This is a genomic window from Flavobacterium gelidilacus DSM 15343 (assembly GCF_000422685.1).
GTDB lineage: Bacteria > Bacteroidota > Bacteroidia > Flavobacteriales > Flavobacteriaceae > Flavobacterium > Flavobacterium gelidilacus.
This window is the reverse complement of the sequence record NZ_KE383903.1, coordinates 334926-352776: the sequence shown is the minus strand read 5'-3', so window position 1 is coordinate 352776 and position 17851 is coordinate 334926. Positions and strand designations below refer to the sequence as shown.

At 29.6% G+C, this 17851-nt stretch carries 16 protein-coding genes; 6 read left to right on the top strand and 10 right to left on the bottom strand.

Annotated features, from left to right (window positions below; translation table 11 throughout):
• Positions 1-6: 6 nt before the first annotated feature.
• Positions 7-639: a hypothetical protein gene (locus tag G507_RS0111330; protein WP_026717581.1), complete on the bottom strand. Its 633-nt coding sequence runs from the start codon at positions 637-639 to the stop codon at positions 7-9.
• A gap of 30 nt (positions 640-669) precedes the next feature.
• A complete protein-coding gene (locus G507_RS0111325; RefSeq protein WP_026717580.1) occupies positions 670-3297 on the bottom strand; it encodes a DEAD/DEAH box helicase family protein in 2628 nt (875 codons plus the stop codon).
• 45 nt (positions 3298-3342) lie between these two features.
• Here G507_RS0111325 and hemB point away from each other — a divergent pair, with 45 nt between their 5' ends.
• The 3 genes from hemB to G507_RS0111310 all read left to right on the top strand — a co-directional run bounded on the left by hemB (position 3343) and on the right by G507_RS0111310 (position 5351).
• Positions 3343-4341 carry a porphobilinogen synthase gene (gene hemB / locus G507_RS0111320; protein ID WP_026717579.1) on the top strand — a complete coding sequence of 333 codons (999 nt, stop codon included), beginning with the start codon at positions 3343-3345 and terminating at the stop codon, positions 4339-4341.
• The gene (locus tag G507_RS0111315; protein ID WP_026717578.1) at positions 4341-4850 is read left to right on the top strand and encodes a DinB family protein; all 510 of its coding nucleotides are present in this window, start codon (positions 4341-4343) and stop codon (positions 4848-4850) included. Before hemB ends, G507_RS0111315 begins: the two co-directional genes overlap by 1 nt.
• Before the next feature lie 75 nt (positions 4851-4925).
• Positions 4926-5351 carry a c-type cytochrome gene (locus G507_RS0111310; RefSeq protein ID WP_026717577.1) on the top strand — a complete coding sequence of 142 codons (426 nt, stop codon included), beginning with the start codon at positions 4926-4928 and terminating at the stop codon, positions 5349-5351.
• A 1-nt stretch (position 5352) separates the two neighbouring features.
• On the opposite strand, the gene G507_RS0111305 is transcribed toward G507_RS0111310, so the two are convergent.
• Both G507_RS0111305 and G507_RS0111300 read right to left on the bottom strand, forming a co-directional pair.
• Positions 5353-6036, bottom strand: a complete 684-nt coding sequence (locus G507_RS0111305) for a response regulator transcription factor (protein WP_026717576.1) — start codon at positions 6034-6036, stop codon at positions 5353-5355.
• The gene (locus G507_RS0111300) at positions 6029-7300 is read right to left on the bottom strand and encodes a sensor histidine kinase (protein WP_026717575.1); all 1272 of its coding nucleotides are present in this window, start codon (positions 7298-7300) and stop codon (positions 6029-6031) included. The genes G507_RS0111305 and G507_RS0111300 overlap by 8 nt, the downstream gene beginning before the upstream one ends.
• 148 nt (positions 7301-7448) lie before the next feature.
• Here G507_RS0111300 and G507_RS0111295 point away from each other — a divergent pair, with 148 nt between their 5' ends.
• On the top strand, positions 7449-7895 hold the full coding sequence (locus G507_RS0111295; protein WP_026717574.1) for a DUF1573 domain-containing protein: 447 nt from the start codon (positions 7449-7451) through the stop codon (positions 7893-7895).
• A gap of 495 nt (positions 7896-8390) precedes the next feature.
• Here G507_RS0111295 and G507_RS0111290 read toward each other — a convergent pair whose 3' ends face one another.
• From G507_RS0111290 to G507_RS0111275, 4 genes are read right to left on the bottom strand one after another with little or no spacing between them, the layout of a single operon-like run.
• Positions 8391-11891, bottom strand: coding sequence for an efflux RND transporter permease subunit (locus G507_RS0111290; protein WP_026717573.1), 3501 nt, complete (start codon positions 11889-11891; stop codon positions 8391-8393).
• Between the two features lie 14 nt (positions 11892-11905).
• Entirely contained in the window at positions 11906-13069 is a 1164-nt protein-coding gene (locus G507_RS0111285) for an efflux RND transporter periplasmic adaptor subunit (protein ID WP_026717572.1), read from the bottom strand.
• 4 nt (positions 13070-13073) lie between these two features.
• Entirely contained in the window at positions 13074-14423 is a 1350-nt protein-coding gene (locus G507_RS0111280) for a TolC family protein (protein ID WP_026717571.1), read from the bottom strand.
• 13 nt (positions 14424-14436) lie between these two features.
• Positions 14437-15039, bottom strand: a complete 603-nt coding sequence (locus G507_RS0111275) for a TetR/AcrR family transcriptional regulator (protein WP_026717570.1) — start codon at positions 15037-15039, stop codon at positions 14437-14439.
• A 217-nt stretch (positions 15040-15256) separates the two neighbouring features.
• Here G507_RS0111275 and G507_RS0111270 point away from each other — a divergent pair, with 217 nt between their 5' ends.
• Positions 15257-16231, top strand: coding sequence for a polyprenyl synthetase family protein (locus G507_RS0111270; RefSeq protein ID WP_026717569.1), 975 nt, complete (start codon positions 15257-15259; stop codon positions 16229-16231).
• A 6-nt stretch (positions 16232-16237) separates the two neighbouring features.
• Complete coding sequence (locus G507_RS0111265) at positions 16238-16588, top strand: hypothetical protein (protein WP_026717568.1); 351 nt, start codon at positions 16238-16240, stop codon at positions 16586-16588.
• On the opposite strand, the gene G507_RS0111260 is transcribed toward G507_RS0111265, so the two are convergent.
• Both G507_RS0111260 and G507_RS0111255 read right to left on the bottom strand, forming a co-directional pair.
• Positions 16585-17304 carry a hypothetical protein gene (locus G507_RS0111260; RefSeq protein WP_026717567.1) on the bottom strand — a complete coding sequence of 240 codons (720 nt, stop codon included), beginning with the start codon at positions 17302-17304 and terminating at the stop codon, positions 16585-16587. The genes G507_RS0111265 and G507_RS0111260 overlap by 4 nt on opposite strands.
• A gap of 3 nt (positions 17305-17307) precedes the next feature.
• Positions 17308-17838: a hypothetical protein gene (locus G507_RS0111255; RefSeq protein WP_035666124.1), complete on the bottom strand. Its 531-nt coding sequence runs from the start codon at positions 17836-17838 to the stop codon at positions 17308-17310.
• Positions 17839-17851: the final 13 nt, after the last annotated feature.

Genomic DNA, 17851 nt, shown 5'->3' with positions numbered 1-17851 from the left:
TATAAATTAAGGAGTAAAACTGATGGAGTTATTCATTAGGCTATTATCATTTAAAACACTCCATACATTATGCTTTAAAAAAACCGTTTTTTTTGATTTTGAAAGTTTACTGTTTGCATTTTGAACTGTCTTTACTTCTTTATCAAAAGAATAAACAGCAGTAATTTTTGCTTCTTCTAAATCTTCTTTTTTATCTTTCTTTTCTTTTAATTTTTCTGGAATTGGATAAGAAGCGATTCGTTCAAATTTTCCATTTGCTTCTTTAAAATGATCTAATTTAGTTTCTTTATCAATGGTGTTTAATACTTCGTTTAAAGTCTCTAAGGAATTATAACTAAAATTTAATTTAAAAACGTAATTACTGAAATCATAAGATGTAGAAATCTTTGTAGCTCCTTTTATTTTTGAAGCATCGTTTCTAAATTGTGTTAATTTTTGTTTCATTTCAGCTTCACTTGGAATTTTTTCTCCATCCACTTCACCTAGCATTATGGCAGCTCTAGTTTTTACCCAAGAATCGGAAAAATCAATAACCAAGCTATAGTCTCCACTTTGGTTAGTTCTGTGTGCTATTTTTTCGGTTACCTGAAAGCAACTTGATAATAAAACACATAGAAGTAAAAAAATAAATTTTTTCATGTTTCAAAAATAAGATTTATTTTATTAAAATTAATTCCAGATCACGGCTTTTTTTGTAGTTTTCTTAAAAGCATTGGATAGATGCAACATTCGTGCCCTAATTAATATTTTTCTTCCTTCAATATTTCTTGTATAAACTACTGTTGACGAACTCACTTGTCTTTCCCAATGCCCTAAAAACACTTTGCAGCGTTCCTTTTTATCTCCAAACACTTGTGGAACAGCATAATAATTTTGAATTTCTAAATTTTTTCGTAACCAATTTGTTTTAATTATTAAGTAACGAGGATTTTTTATAGGTTCAATTATTTCTTGAAGTGCGTTTATAAATAAAGAACTTTCCATTTCTGAAGTTCCTTGAATAGCACAAACCACTTCTCCTTTTTCTTGAACTTGAGTAGTTAATTTTATTTTCGATTTTTCTGTATGAATTATGTTTAAATCAATCATAGAGTCTAAAAGGGCATGACTAATGTTTTGCAAATCTTTGTGCAAAAGTCCAAATTGCACATAGTTTTTTATTGCAACATAAGATTTATATCCAAAAGTTAAGCCTAAAGCACTTAACATTGAGTAAACAAAAGCTAAAATTCCTTTTGATAAAATAAGGTGAAGATTTCTAATTAAAAATTGTGGTAAAAAGAATGAAAGCGCGACCGATATTTCTAAAAAACCATAACGTACAACATCTTTAAAAGCAAACTTTTTTTCTTCAACATAAGATTTTTCTCCATCGTAGTATTGTTTAATTTCTCGAGAAATCCCTGTTCCTTTTACTATAGCTTTTTGCCATTTCTGTTTTAAAACGACTCTGTTATTTGCTTGCAGAAGTGTTTCATTATTTAATTGATCAATCGAGACATTTTCAAAATTATAAGGCAAACTTAATCGATCGATTCCACTTTCAATATAAGGTTCTTCCGAATTTGAAACTCCTACAAATGCATCAAATCTTCTTTTTAAGGTTTCTATATCTCTTCCACCGTTAATATCAGATGGATCTAGACAAACTAAATGCCAAATATTTCCTGTTTTGTCTAAATTATCTTTTTGAGTACGAATAGCTCTTCCTCGCATTTGATTAGATGATACAAATGAACCCACAAAAGAAGCTAATATTAAAGTGTTGATTGAAGGAGCGTCCCAGCCTTCTCCTAGCAAGGACTTCGTTCCAACTAAGACTTTAACACTTCCGTTTTCAAACAATTTTGTGATGGTATTTACTAAATGATTAGCTCCAACTCTTGGAATAATTTCTACAAATTCAGCATCAGATTCTAAAGGCAAGAAAGAGTAATTTTCTATAGGTTCGAACTTTTCAAATGCGGCAATTTTTGAGGCATGAATAATTACCAAAGTTCCAGTTAAAATAGCAATTTCTTTTTTAGGAATTCCATTAGAACGCAAATGATGAAAAATTGGAAGTACACCCAAACGATCAATAGATTTCACCGCTTCACCTTTAGTGTCTTTAAACTCTTTTTTGATGTAATCGGTTAAAATTACAGCGCGCAAATTATCCTTTAAACTTTGATATTCACTTGAAATAATTTTAACAATACTCTTTAATTTACTTGGACTATTCGCTAATGATTTATATAAATAATCTCCTCCTATTAAATCCACTTTTTTATTTTCAAAGATATTCAAGCGTCTTAATTTTGACTCTAAAACAGCTAAATAATCTTCATCTTTTATTAAAGTTAATCGATCTGAAACCAATAAATTTTGAAATAAAATCTCTGCCCAATTATTTGTAAAAGCTGGAAAGTCTATTTTATCTTTTTTTTCAAAGCCTAAAACGGTTAATTTATCTTTTAGAATTTCTATGTTTACAGCGTTTAAAAAAATTAATAAAGCTGAAAAGTATTCAGGATTGTTATAAATTTCATTCAAACACGGTTCTGTTTTGGATAAAAACCTATGCGAGTTTATATATGAAATAAAGGTTAAATCTTGCATCAATTCTTCAATGAAGCTAGAGATCTTCATTCGATAATCAAAAATAAAATTAATTTCAAGGTCTTTTGGTTCTGAAAAATATACGTAATCTTGATGAGGACACAAATCACCTTCTTTAATTAATTCTGGAACAGCTATTTCGTCATCAATTTCACCACATAATTTAAAATATTTTGAAACTTCAAGAGCATCACTATCATAAGGTGGAGTTGCTGTTAAAGCTACAACAGTTAATTTTCTCTCTTCCTTTAGTTGAAATAAACATTTCCACCATTCGTTTTTTAAGTGATGCGCTTCATCTAAAATTAAAACCTCAATGTTTTCCTTTTCAAAAAAATGATAATAATCCTCAACACATTTAAATTTTTTGTAAAATGAATGCAGCGATTGATAAGTAGAAAATGTAACTGTTTTGGGTTGACTCAAATCAAAAGAAAAGTCCTCAAAAACCTCATCCATCATGAAAAAGCCTTGCAACCTACTTTCCCATTGGTTTCTTACAGTTAATGTTGGAGCTAAAACTAAAGTTTTCTTCCCAACTTGTCTCATTATTTCAATTCCAAGAATTGTTTTTCCCGAACCTGGTGGTGCTACGACATGTAAATGATTATCATCAATATGATTTATGATGTTATTTATAAATTTTTCTTGATAAGTTCTCCAAGGAAAAATAAATTTAAGATTTTTATATGGCATAGAAAGAATTAGTATTTTTATCTTTGTATCAAATATAGAAAAATTATGTTTCCATTACACAGAGGTAGAAGATTAAGAGTAAATGAATCTATAAGAAGTTTAGTTCGTGAGACAAGTTTGAGTCCAGCTGACTTTATGTTTCCCATGTTTATTGCGGAAGGAGAAAATGTAAAAATTGAAATTCCTTCGATGCCAGGAATATTTCGTCGTTCTATCGACTTAACCGTTGAAGAAGTTAAAGAATTATTTGACTTAGGAATAAGAGCAGTAAATATCTATGTAAAAGTAGATGAATCTTTAAAAGATAATACTGGAAAAGAAGCTTGGAATGATAATGGATTAATGCAAAAAGCCATAATAGCTATCAAAAAAGCTTGTCCAGAAATGATTGTGATGCCTGATGTTGCTCTTGATCCTTATTCAATTTATGGTCACGATGGAATTATTGAAAATGGTGATGTTGCCAATGATGCTACAAATGATGCATTAGTAAAAATGGCTGTTTCTCATGCAAAAGCAGGGGCCGATTTTGTGGCACCAAGCGATATGATGGACGGAAGAGTTTTACGTTTACGTCAAGGTTTAGACGCTGCAGGATTTCATAATGTTGGAATCATGAGTTATTCGGCTAAATATGCTTCTGCTTTTTATGGTCCTTTTCGTGATGCTTTAGATTCCGCTCCAAAAGATGCTGATGTTGAAGTGCCAAAAGATAAAAAAACTTATCAAATGGATTATGCTAATCGCATTGAAGCTATTAAAGAAGCTATTTGGGATGTGGAAGAAGGAGCAGATATGGTTATGGTAAAACCAGGAATTGCTTATTTAGATATTGTACGAGAGGTTAAAAATGCTGTCAATGTTCCGGTAACTGTATTTCATGTTTCTGGAGAATATGCAATGGTTAAAGCTGCTGCCGAAAGAGGTTGGTTAGACCACGACAAAACCATGATGGAACAATTAATGTGTATTAAAAGAGCTGGTGCAAGTTTGATTTCAACTTATTTTGCCAAAGAAGCTGCTATTCTATTAAATAAAAAATAATGAAAAAAGTATTTCTTTTTGTAATGTTATTATTTTCAATTATTGGTTTTTCTCAAAACGAATCAATAGAGGCTTTTCTTGAAAAATGGGAAAATTCAAAAACTTATTTGGTTGATATTGCTAAAGCAATGCCTGAAGAAAGTTATAGTTATAAACCGACAGAAAGAGAAATGTCTTTTAGAGAACAATTGCTTCATATAAAAGGAAATATAGATTGGTTAGGCACAACTTATTTTACTGCTGAAAAATTTGATAAAAAGAAAGATGAAAAAACGTATTCCAAAGAAGAAATTATTTCAATGTTAGAAATGTCTTTTGATAAAGTTTATAATGTCATCAAAAATACTAAACCAGAGAACTTAAAAGATAAAGTCGAATTTTTTGCTGGTCCTAAGACAAAGTTACAGATTCTAAATTTGCTTCAAGATCATGTTACACATCATCGTGGTCAATTGATTGTTTATCTTAACTTAAATGAAATTAAACCTCCAAGTTATGTGGGTTGGTAAATTATTGTGTGACATTTGTCACATTCTAAATTAAATAGATACCTTATATTTGATATAATTTTAAATTTTTTCAAAATGAAAACTTACGTTAAACCTTTTTTTGCACTAACAATTGCTTTGGTTTTTGCAAGTTGTGGTGACAAAAAGCCTAAAGAAGATTTTGGTAAATCTGCTGAAGAAGAAACTGTTGAAACTACTGAAACTGCTGTTGATGAAGTTGCGGCAGATCCTTTAGTAGCTGAGGGAAAAACTATTTTTGAAGGCAAAGGCACTTGCACGGCTTGTCATAAGCCAGATGTAAAAGTAGTTGGGCCTAGTTTGGCAGACATTTCAAAAATCTACAAAGAACAAAATGCTAGTATTGTTTCTTTCTTAAAAGAGGAGGGCAAACCACTTGTTGATCCATCTCAATATGAGGTAATGAAAGCTAATTTTGCCATTACTAAAGCTATGAGTGATGATGAATTAAAAGCACTTGAAGCTTATGTTTTAAGTTATTAAGTTATTCTATAACTAATTTGAAACCAACTCTTGGAATGTTTTCTATTCTAACGTTGGTTTCTTCTTTTATGATTTTTCGTAAACGCGAAATAAAAACATCTAAACTTCTTCCCATAAAATAATCATCTGTTCCCCAAAGTGCTGTTAAGATTTTTTCTCTTTTTAAAACCGAATTTGGATTGTCTAAAAATAAATGCAATAAAGCAGCTTCTCTTTCGGTTAACATAATATCTTTTTCGCTATTCTTTAATTGATAATTTGCAGGTTCAAATTCAAACGAACCAAATTGGTAGGTTTTTATATTTTTTTCAACTGATTTTTGACTTCTGTTTAAAAATATTTCAATCTTTAATATCAATTCTTCAATAGAGTAGGGCTTTATTAAATAATCATCAGCACCTAATTTCAATCCTTTAATTCTGTCTTCTTTTAAAGTTTTTGCACTTAAGAAAATAATTGGTATTTCTTGATTCCGTTTTCTAATTTCAGTTGCAATCTCAAAACCATCCATATCTGGAAGCATGATATCTAAAACGCATAAGTCAAAATCATCTTTGCAAAAAAGGTCAAAAGCTTCTTTTCCGTTGTTACAATGAATTACTTCAAAATGTTGTTCTAAATTATCAGCAGTCAAAAAAGCTAATGTTTCATCATCTTCTACATATAAAATTCGCTTCTTATCCATTTACATCTTCTTTATTTATTAAAATCTTAACTGTTATTCCTTTATTTGGATTGTTCTTTAAAGAAACTTTCCATTTATGTAAATCACAAATACGTTTTACATAGGAAAGGCCAATTCCAAATCCTTCAATATCTTTATTGTCTTCTCGAGTTACTCTATAAAATTTATCAAAAATAAAAGGCAAATCTTTTAAAGGAATTCCACTTCCATTATCAACAATACTCAATTCTAATTCGTTTTTAGTTTCCTTAGATTTGATAGTTATTTCGATATCTTTTCCAGAATATTTAACCGCATTATCTAAAATATTATATATTATATTGTATAAGTGAAATTCATCTGCATTTATACTATAGTTGTTGTCTAATTCTATTTTAAATATATTCTCCTTTTGATATTTTAATTCAATATTTTCTTTAACTAATTCAATTGTTTTCGTCAAGTCAACATTTGTTTTTACCAATTCTATTTGATTGCTATCTGTTTTAGCAACATATAAAATTTTTTCAATATGTTGATTTAATTTATTGCTTTGATTTATAATAATCTGAATATATTTTGACAATTTAGGATTGTCCTTGATTTCATTTTGAGTATTTGCAAAGTTTGAAGCAATTAAAATAGAGGACAAAGGCGTTTTAAATTCATGTGTCATATTATTGATGAAATCCTTTTGTAATTCTGTATATCTTTTTTGTTGCAACATCATAAAAACTGAATAAACATAAACAATTAATACAAAGAACAATACAAAAGTAAAAATCCAATATTGTTGCAAATTGCCATAAAATGTTTTGTTTATATCCGGAAAACGAATGGCAAAATAATAAATCAAATCACTATTGGTTGAAAAACATTCTTCACATTTATCCGAGGTTTTACCAGTTGAAGAAACGTAATTACCATAAACCATTTTGTCTGATCCACAATTGTAAATCGCATATTCAAAGTCTAAATCAATATTTACTTTTTGGAATTCTACTTTTAAATAATGTTCAAGAATCTTATTTTCGAAGACATCATTTACATTTACTATATAATAGTCATCAGAAACTTTTTGAATTTGTTTGTTAAACATTAAATTCGATTTGTTATCAGAATATATGCGTTCAACAACATCTTGAAGGGCAAAAAATATTTTACTTTCAAGTTCTTTCTTTTCAAAGCGTAAGGCTTTATTTAACAATAACAGTTGCATAATGATTACGCCAACAATTGCTAGAAAGCCAATAAAAATAACGATATTAAATCTTGTTAGTCTCATAATTGATGCTATATTAGCACATAATTGATATAAAAATCACATCATTAACAACTCATTAACAATCATTAAAAAGTGATTAACAAAAGGTTTGTAAAATATATTTAGTTTTGTAAAGGTAAAACATAAAACAAATTTTAAAACATATATTATGAAAACAATTAAATTAGCATTAGTAGCATTATTTATTTCTGCGGCATCATTTGCTCAATCACCAGAAATGAAATCTGCAAATATTGCTACAAAACAAGCTGCATCTGAACTTAAGTGGGAAAATGATATGCATGACTTTGGCACATTATCTCAAGGTAAACCAGCAACGTATGAATTTACTTTTACTAATACTACTAAAGAAACAATCTTAATTACAAATGTAAGACCTTCTTGTGGTTGTACCGCTGCTAATTATACTAAAACTCCAATTAAACCAGGAGAAAAAGGAATGGTTGCTGCAACTTATAATGCATCTGCTGCTGGAGCTTTCACAAAATCAATAACAGTTACTACTAGTGATTCTGATTTACCAAAATCATTAACTATTAAAGGTAAAGTTGACGCTGCACCGGCTGTAGAAGAAATTAAAGCAGTTTTAAACTAAAAATACAACACTTTTTATTATTCATCTTTTAAAAGGAAAAAACCATCAGTGCAAACTGGTGGTTTTTTGTTATGTATAATTTTTAATTAATGATAAACAAACAAATATACTAATACACAAACAAATACGTTGAGTATTATAATGTAAACTAATAAAGAACTTAGATATTTTATATGTAAGTTTTCTGAGGATTAGAAATAAGGTAACTTTTAATGAATTCAATATGGACAAAGTATTTTACTTTATAGGATAACAAAAGAGTATCTATAATTTTTAAATTGTGTGAATATAGAATAATTTAGATCTTCCAATAAAAGCTTTAATTATTGATAAATTTAGAGACTCCTTTAGTTTGGTTTAGTTAACTTTTTACTAATAAGAAAGAAGTCACCTTAAATCCGAATATTAATATCACATTAAAACAACAAATTAACTTAATAAAAAAACTCCTTAGATTAATTTCTAAGGAGTTTTTTTACTATAAATTCATACTTATTAACCACCTATTTCTTCAATAGTTTTAGTGTGATTTTTTCTATTTTTGATTCTGTTTTTAACTCTGTTTACCAAGTAAAATAGGACTGGCACAACAATTAATGTTAGGAACGTAGCGAAGATTAATCCGTAGATTACGGTCCAAGCTAATGGCCCCCAGAAAATAACGTTATCACCACCCATATAAACATGAGGATTACCTGTAGCAAACAAGCTAAAGAAATCAATGTTGAAACCAATTGCTAGTGGAATTAACCCTAAAACAGTTGTTATAGCTGTTAATAACACAGGTCTTAAACGCGCTTTTCCACCTTTTACAATAGCTTCAAAAACATGTTCGTTACTTAATAGTTCTTTTTTATCAACGCCTAATTCCTCTCTTTTTCGAGCAATTAATAAATCGGTATAATCGAGTAGTACAACACCATTGTTTACAACGATTCCGGCTAACGATATAATTCCCATCATGGTCATCATAATTACAAAGGGTTTTCCTGTAATCATTAATCCTAAGAATACACCTATAAAACTCAAGAATACAGCCACCATAATAATTGCTGGTCTTGAAACCGAATTGAATTGGAAAATTAAGATTAAGAAAATCAAGAATAAACCAGTAAATAAAGCACCCATCAAGAAAGTCATTTGTTTTCCTTGTTCTTCTAACTGTCCAGTGTAATCAAATTTTACTGTTTTTGGAGCATCAAACGATGCCATTTCTGCTTGAATTTGAGCTACAGCAGCACCAGCATCCGTAAATCCGGGAGCTAAAGCTGAATATAAAACTACAACTCTACCAGAATGTTTGTGTTTAATAGCACTAAATGAGGAAGCATTCTTTTGACTAGCAACTGTAGAAACTGGAATTTCTTTAATTTGTCCAGAAGCCATATCTCTAAACGTAATATTTTGATTAAAAAGTGCACTTTTATTATATCTGTTTTCCTCGTTAAAGCGAACATAAATATCATAATCTTCACCATCATTTTTATAAATACCAGCTTTTTCCCCAAAAATAGAGCGACGCAATTGGTTTCCAACTTGACCAGCTGAAACGCCTAATTCACCAGCTTTCTCTCTATCAACCACAACTCTCATTGCAGGTTTGTCTTTGTTTACATCTACTTTTAATTCATCAATACCCGGAATGTTTTTTGTGTTTAAAAAATCTTTCATTCGCTCAGCAGTAGTGATTAATTCTGTATAATCTTCTCCTTTAATTTCTATATTAATAGGATAACCTGCAGGTGGACCAACAGCATCCTTTTCAACAGAAATAGAAACTCCAGGATAAATGTCTTTTAAAGAAGCTTGAATTTTTTTACGTAAATCTTCAGAGTCTCTACCATCACGAAATTTGAATTCTTTCATAGAGATTGTTATTTTACCTTTGTGAGGCATTTCTGCAGAAGAACCACCATCTGTTTGAGGATTTCCAGCACCTTCACCTACTTGAGCAACTCCATTTTCTACTAAATAATTTTGTTTTTTACCCTCTTCATCTGTATAAACGAAATTTTTATCATCTAAAACCGTAAAGACACGTTTTTCAATTGATTTTGTAATTTCATTCGTTTTTTTAATATCTGTTCCTTGAGGATATTCGATATAAACTATAATTTGATTTGGTGTATTGTCTGGGAAAAATTCAACTTTAGTTCTTCCACTTCCTACGCTCCATCCAAAATACAACATTAGAACAGCAAAGAACATTACTACCATTGAGATAATTGTGATAACTGGTTTTCTTCCAGATAAAAAATAACGTAATGTGTTTTCGTAAAAGTTCTCTAATCGAGTTAATAAATTATGTTGAAATGAAGTGGTTAAGTCTTTTATCACATATTTATACAACCAAAACATAAGAGCAGTAAAGATCATTAATGAACCAAAAGCTTTTATTGGTCCACCAAAAAGCAGAATTAGTGTTCCAATTCCTCCTAAAATAATAGATAAGCTAATTAACTGTTTTCTTGAAACTACTTTCTCATTAATATCCATGAATTGAGAAACCATAACAGAATTAAAAAAGATAGCCACAAATAATGACGAACCTAAAACGACTGATAAAGTTATGGGAAAATATATCATGAATTGGCCCATTGTTCCTGGCCACAGACCTAGTGGTACAAAGGCAGCCACAGTTGTAGCGGTAGAAATGATAATTGGTAAAGCAATTTCGCCAATTCCTTCTTTAGCAGCTTGGATGCGACTCATTCCTTCTTCTTCCATTAAACGGTAGACGTTTTCGACGACGACAATACCATTATCCACTAGCATTCCTAGTCCCATAATTAATCCGAAAAGAATCATCGTATTCATCGTGTATCCTAAAGCATCTAGAATCATAAACGACATAAACATCGACATTGGAATCGCAAATCCTACGAAAAGCGCATTTCTAAACCCAAGGAAAAACATTAAAACACCAACAACTAAAATAATTCCGAAAATAATGTTATTTACTAAATCATCGACTTGATTTAAAGTTCGTGATGATTGATCATTAGTTACAGAAATTGTTAAATCTTTTGGGAAGTGATTTAATTTTGCATCTTCTAAAAGTACTTTAATTTTTTCAGTAGCTTCAATCATGTTTTTACCAGCACGTTTTTTCACGTCAAGCATTACTACACTTGTTCCAAATTCTCTAGCATAGGTTGTTTTATCAACTTCTTTAAAAGTTACTTTTGCAATATCTTTCAGATAAACAGCACCACCTTGTGTTTTAACCACAAAATTTTCTAAATCTGATGGATTTTCAACTTCACCTAAAATTCTAATAGTTCTTCTTTGATCGTTTGCGATAAGATTACCAGCAGACATAGTTACGTTTCCGTTTCTAACGGCATTAATAACATCATCAAAACTCACTTTTGAAGCCATCATTTTGTAGATGTCTACAGCCACTTCAACTTCTTTTTCTTGAGCACCACGAATATCTACTTGTTTGATTTCTGACAATGCCTCAATTTGATCTTCTAAATATTCACCAAACACTTTTAACTGCCCAATTGGATAATCTCCTTGAATATTAATGTTTAGAATAGGAACTTCTTCAGAAATATTAAGGTCAAAAACATTAGGTTCTACTTTAGCACCATTGAAGGTTGGCCAATCTTCACCACCTGTTTTGGTATCAATTTTATCTTTTATTTTTTGTTTTGCAGCTTCAACTGTAATTTTTTCATCGAATTCTACAGTGATAATTCCATAATCTTCTTGAGAAGTAGAAAGAACTTTTACAACGTTACTTACGTTTTTGATTTCTTCTTCTAAAGGGTCAATAATTAAACGTTCAATATCTTCTGCAGTATTTCCTGGATAAACCGTACTGATGTATATTTTAGTTTCTTTAATTTCAGGAAAATCTTCCCTTGGCATACTGTAATAAGCAGATAATCCTAAAAATAAGATAATCACCATCATTACATAAACCGTCATCTTGTTTTCAATAGCCCAAGACGAAAGTTTAAATTCGTTATTGTTTTGAGTACTCATAATTTCTTTTCTGCTTATTTAATTATTGATACTTTTTGTCCATCTTTAACACTACGTGCACCTTCTTTGATGATTAAATCACCATCTTTAATTCCTTCAACAATTTCTACTAATTCACCTTGCGATAAACCAACTTTTACGATAACTCTTTTTGCAATAGCATTTCCATTTTTATCTGGATTTTGAGCTATGTATAAGAATTGTTCTCCATCAGCATTTTCTGAAATAATACTTGTAGGAACTGTAATTGCTTTGGGATTTGAATAATCTTTTATCTGAATTTTTGAAGAAAGATTAGGTTTGATATTTCCACTTTTGTTTGGCACAGCAATTTGGATCATAAAAGAACGATTTGCTGGATTGATATAATTTCCTGCTTGAGTTACTTTTGTTGTAAATGTTTCACCTAAAACTGGAAAATCAACAATGACATCTGAACCTTTTTTTACTGTTCCGATATTTTTTTCTGGTACTTCAGCTTCAAGATACATATTTCCTAAACTCACTATTCTTAATATTGGTGAACCTGGACCAACAACACTTCCTCTTTCCGATGCAATTTCATCAATAGTTCCAGAAAACGGTGCTCTTATAACTGTTTTAGATAATTGTGCTCTCATTTGAGCAACAGATTTTAACTGCGCATTATAATTTGTTTTAGCTTGTAGGTATTGAATTTCTGAACCAATTTTTTGATTCCAAAGATTTTGTTGTCTTTCAAAAGTAGTTTTTGCTAAAGCAGCCTGTGTTTCCATTTGTGCTAACTGAGAACTTAATCCACCATCATCAACTCTGGCAAGAGTTTGACCTTTGGCAACTTTTTGACCTTCTTTTACATAAAGTTGTTGTAAAATTCCACCAAATTCAGCATTTAACATTAAGTTTTCTTTGGTTTGAACATTTGCTTGTAATTCTACATAATGATTAAAAACAGTATCTTTTGCAGCTAATGTTGTAATAAGTGTTAGCTTTTCATTTGTGTCTTTTTTACCAATTGCTTCATCTAATGACTCTAATTCTTTTCTTAAATCGTCAGATTTAGCTACAAGTTCTGTTCTTTTAGCACGCATTTCTTCAAGCGTTCCTTTTTCAATTACAGAGGCAGTTGAATTTTTTTTATCACCACCACATGATATTAAAATAAGTGATGTTACTATAATTAGGTATATTTTTTTCATTGTATTATTTGTTTATTAATTTGTCTAAAGCTGTTTTTTTATTGATAACATCAATCATAGATTGAAGATAATTTTGTTGTGCGGTGTAAAGTTGTCTTTGGGCTTCTGTAAATTCAAAACTTGTTGAAATTCCTTCTTTAAACTTAACTTGCTGTTTCTTTTCAATACGTTCCGCTAAATTTAAATTTGATTTTGAAGTTGCATATTGTTCTATACTATACTCATATTCGCTTTTAGTAGATTCATATTGAAGTTTTATCATTTGTTCTGCTTCAGTTAATTGCGTTTCTGCTTGTTCAAAAGCAATTTTTGCTTGTTGATTTTTTGCTTTTCTTCCAAAACTACTAAAGATGGGAACATTTAAACTTACTCCTAAATTAGAGTAATTATTCCAAGCTTGATTTTGTTTTAAAAAATCGAAAGTATTAGCAAAAGAGTTATATCCGAAGTTAAAATTTGCTCCTAAAGTTGGCAGTGCCGTTGCCTTTTGAGATTTGTATTCTAATCTTCTTTGTTCTTTGAAGTTTTCAGCAATTCTATAATCAATATTATTTGATACATTAAACGAATCTCCACCAAATGATAAGTCAACATTTTTTGTAGTCAAATCATCTAGTTTCTCCGTTAAGATTAATTCATCGTTTATGTCAATTCCTAGCGTAATTTTTAGCATTTTATTAGAAACGTCAATCAAACGAGTTACGTTACTTAAACTACTGTTCACAGAAGCTAAAGTAATTTGAAGTTGCTCTACACTTTCTTCTTCTATTAATCCATTCTTGTATGTTTCTTTTGTTTCGAACAGATTTTGTTCAAGAGTAGCTTTGTTTTTTTCTAGAATTAAGATGTTTTCTTGAGCAAGTAATACATTTCCGTAGTAATTCGTAACCATTTCACGAATATCATTATCCGTTTTTAATTTTGAATTTTGATAAAATTGCAAATATGTTTTTGAAGCTTGTAATGCAACAATATAAGAACCATCAAAAATTAATTGGCTTAATGTTGCTCTAGCGTTCATACTATGTTTAGTTCCAAAAGCAATAGTTGAAACTGCATTTGGATCACCACCAGTTGAAGGACCAAAAGCATTTCCTGTTATACCTTGTTTTTGAAAATTAAAGTTGTTCATATAATCTAAACCTGCATTAATTTGAGGTAAACCTGCAGCAGTTGTTTCCCATTTTTTTTGTTGGGCAGACTCAATGTCTTTCGAAGCATTTAAAGCTTTGTAATTATTTTTAAGTGCATGTTCAATAGCTTGATCTAATGTAAAAGAATAGGTTTCTTTTTTGTCTTGAGCATTCATTAAACTTGCAAATAATAAAAACGTTATTATTATTGTTTGTCTCATTAGGTATTGTTTGTTATTTATTGGTGTTTATTATTGTTTCTAATTGTATAGTTCCTTTAGGAGTACAGATTCCTCGTAAGTGATATTCTAAGTAACACGATTGAACTGTTTTTGAACTAAATTCTTTAGGATTAAAAAGTTCTACATCTTTTATGCTAGTCATTCCAGCAAAGTAAAACCTACTTATAAGTTCTTTACGAATGTCTTTTCTAAACAATCCAAGCTGAATCCCTTTCTCTAAGTTATCAATTACGCAAGTTCCCATTTTATCAAATTGTTTGATCATTAATGACTTGTGAATCTTTGGATAATATTTTTGCAGTTGATAAATAGGTGAAGTGTTTTCATCTTTTAGATGTTGCATCACAAACTCTTTAATGGTAAAAAGTTCTTCAATTGGATCTTTGTCAGCTAAAATAATTTCGTCAATTCCACAAGAGATATTCTCGAACAAGTTTGTAGTAGCATCTTTAACTAAATTGTCTTTGTTAGAAAAATGCTGGTAAATTGTTTTTTTAGAAATACCCATTTCGCTAGCAATATCATCCATCGTTACACTTTTAAACCCAAGTGTAAGAAACATTTCTGTTGCTTTATTTAAAATTTGGTCTTTCATTATTGTGTGTTCATTTTTAACAATTCTATTTAAAGTTTTATTTTTTAATAATTCAAGTGCAAACTTACAACGGAAACTTTGAATACAAAAAAAGTTTCCAAAGTTTTTAACAAAATTTAACATTTACGAAACATTAGCATTATTGATAGCCCTATAAAGTGATTATTCGTTATAATTATTTTACTTTTGTACTGTTTAATAAACCAATTTTAAAAAAATGCATTCCATTTCAGAATATCAAGAAGTCGTTTCTGCACATTTTAACGCATTAGTTGTAGAAAAAGAGCCTAAAAATTTATATCAACCAATTCAATATATTTTGGGTTTAGGTGGAAAACGAATGCGTCCAGTTTTGACATTAATGGCTGCAGAAATTTTTGATTGTGATTATAAAAAAGCATTACGAGCAGCAACAGCTGTTGAGGTTTTTCATAATTTTTCATTAATTCACGATGATATTATGGACGATGCACCACTAAGGAGAGGTAAAATAACGGTTCATGAAAAATGGAATATTAATACCGGAATTCTATCAGGTGATGCTATGCTTATTTTAGCTTATCAATATTTTGAAGAATATGAACCAGCTGTTTTTAGAGCTTTAGCCAAATTGTTTAGCAAGACAGCTTTGGAAGTTTGTGAAGGACAACAATATGATGTGGATTTTGAAACGCGCGATGATGTTACTATCTCAGAATACCTTAAAATGATTGAATATAAAACAGCTGTTTTAGTTGGTGCAGCGATGAAAATGGGAGCAATAGTAGCTGAAACATCTCAAGAAAATGCTGATTTAATTTATGATTTTGGATTGAATTTAGGAATTGCATTTCAGTTACAAGATGACTTTTTAGATGCTTTTGGAAATCCGGAAACTTTTGGAAAACAAATTGGAGGTGACATTATCGAAAATAAAAAAACCTTTTTATATTTAAAAGCTTTGGAATTTGGAGCAAAGGAAGATAAAGAACAGTTAATGCATTTGTTTTCAATTCAACCTAAAGATAATTCAGACAAAATAGAAACTGTAAAAACAGTTTTTAATGAATCTGGAGCAAGTAAGGCTACACAAGAAGCGATAAAAGAATACACTCAAAAAGCATTTGAAACACTTCAAAAAATGGAAATTTCAGAAGAAAAGAAACAAATCTTATATGTTTTCGGAGAAAAATTAATGAATCGTAACGTTTAGATTTCTATGTTTGAGTTTCCAAAAAATATCGACTCTTTAATTTCTCAAGCAGAGGAAGAGCATTTATATTTTAAATTAATCGAACAAACCAATAAAGATTTTGCTTTAGCTAATGAAGCTATAGATATCCCTTTAGATGTTTTTCCATTGCACTTTAAAGAAAGAGTTCACGAAAAAATTCTTAAATTAATTCAATTCAAATTCGCAGAATACCTAAATCTTCTTTATATAATTGATGTTTCAGAAGAACAGATTAAAAAATTAGATGGTTCAGATTTAATTCAATTAGCCGAACAAGTCACTTTTTTAATCTTAAAAAGAGAATGGCAGAAGGTTTGGTTTAGGAATAAATATTAAGGCAAAATTATAGGTCCAATTTTATACATCCAAATGTAAAACCCAAGTGAACTTCCAATCAATCCGCTAATAACAAAAGTTAAGCGATATTTTAGTGGTATAAATTTAAAAATTACAAAGAGAGAAATAATTAATCCACTAAGACCAAATATTACATCAAATGTACCTTTTGGAATGTTTAAAAATTCAGCGATTTCTGTTTCATCACCTCTTCCAAAATAACTTGCGTTATTATTAATAAGTCTTCTTAAAAAAGAATATATAGGATTGAATAATTGTCTTAGCCAAAAGAGAGCTAGAAACACATAAAGCCAATCAATTTTTGAAAAATTAATAGTAGTAATTTTGTTTCTTTTATAAAGTAATAGAAATCCAATAATCCCAGTTAACATAGTTTGTATTGGTCCACCCAAAGAAATTAAAAAAGAATCATTTTGTTGTTTTTTAGCTAAAGAATAAAACCTTACCTTTTCAGGAAATTCCTTTTTATTCTTGATGGCAAACTTATTTCTTTCAAATATTTTTATAATTGTATCATTTATATTTGTGTTATATTTTTGATAGTTCATACTACCGTAATGTAAAGTAGTTTTATAACCCAAACTTTTAGCAACTAATATATGACCATACTCATGGGATAAGGTACCAATCAAAGTGAACAAAATAAAAGCGATTGAAAAAAAGATAAAGTTCCTTACTGAAAATAAAAGCTTCATAGATTAGAAATAAACCCTTAGGAAAGGCATAAAAGCAGTCGTATAAATATTATTTCTGTCGTTATGTAAAACGTTATAACGAATTCCAATCGTTGCATTGTTAGTTCTGTAACCAGCACCTAAAAACAAAGCAGTATTCCAATAATTGTCATTAATAAAGCTAGGATCATTAAAATCGGTATTTACTCTTAATTCTTCTAATTCAGCCGATAATTGAATTTCTTGAATAGGGTTCACTAATCCAATAATGCTTCCTCCATACAAATGACTTGTATAAAAATCTTTTTGATTGATATAACTATATTGGAGTCCAGCACCTAAAGCTACTTTTTCATTAAAATTATAAATAGCACTCGGAGAAACTGAAATATTAGTTGAATTGTTTCCAAACGCTAATCCAAGTCCTCCTCCAAATTGTACTCTGCTCCAAAATTTGCTTTTTACAACAGGTTCTTGTGCAAAACTTTCTTGAAATGTAAATAATGTAATTATTAGGGCAAATAAACCAATGATTTTTTGTGATTTAAATTTCATTTGTATTTTTTTA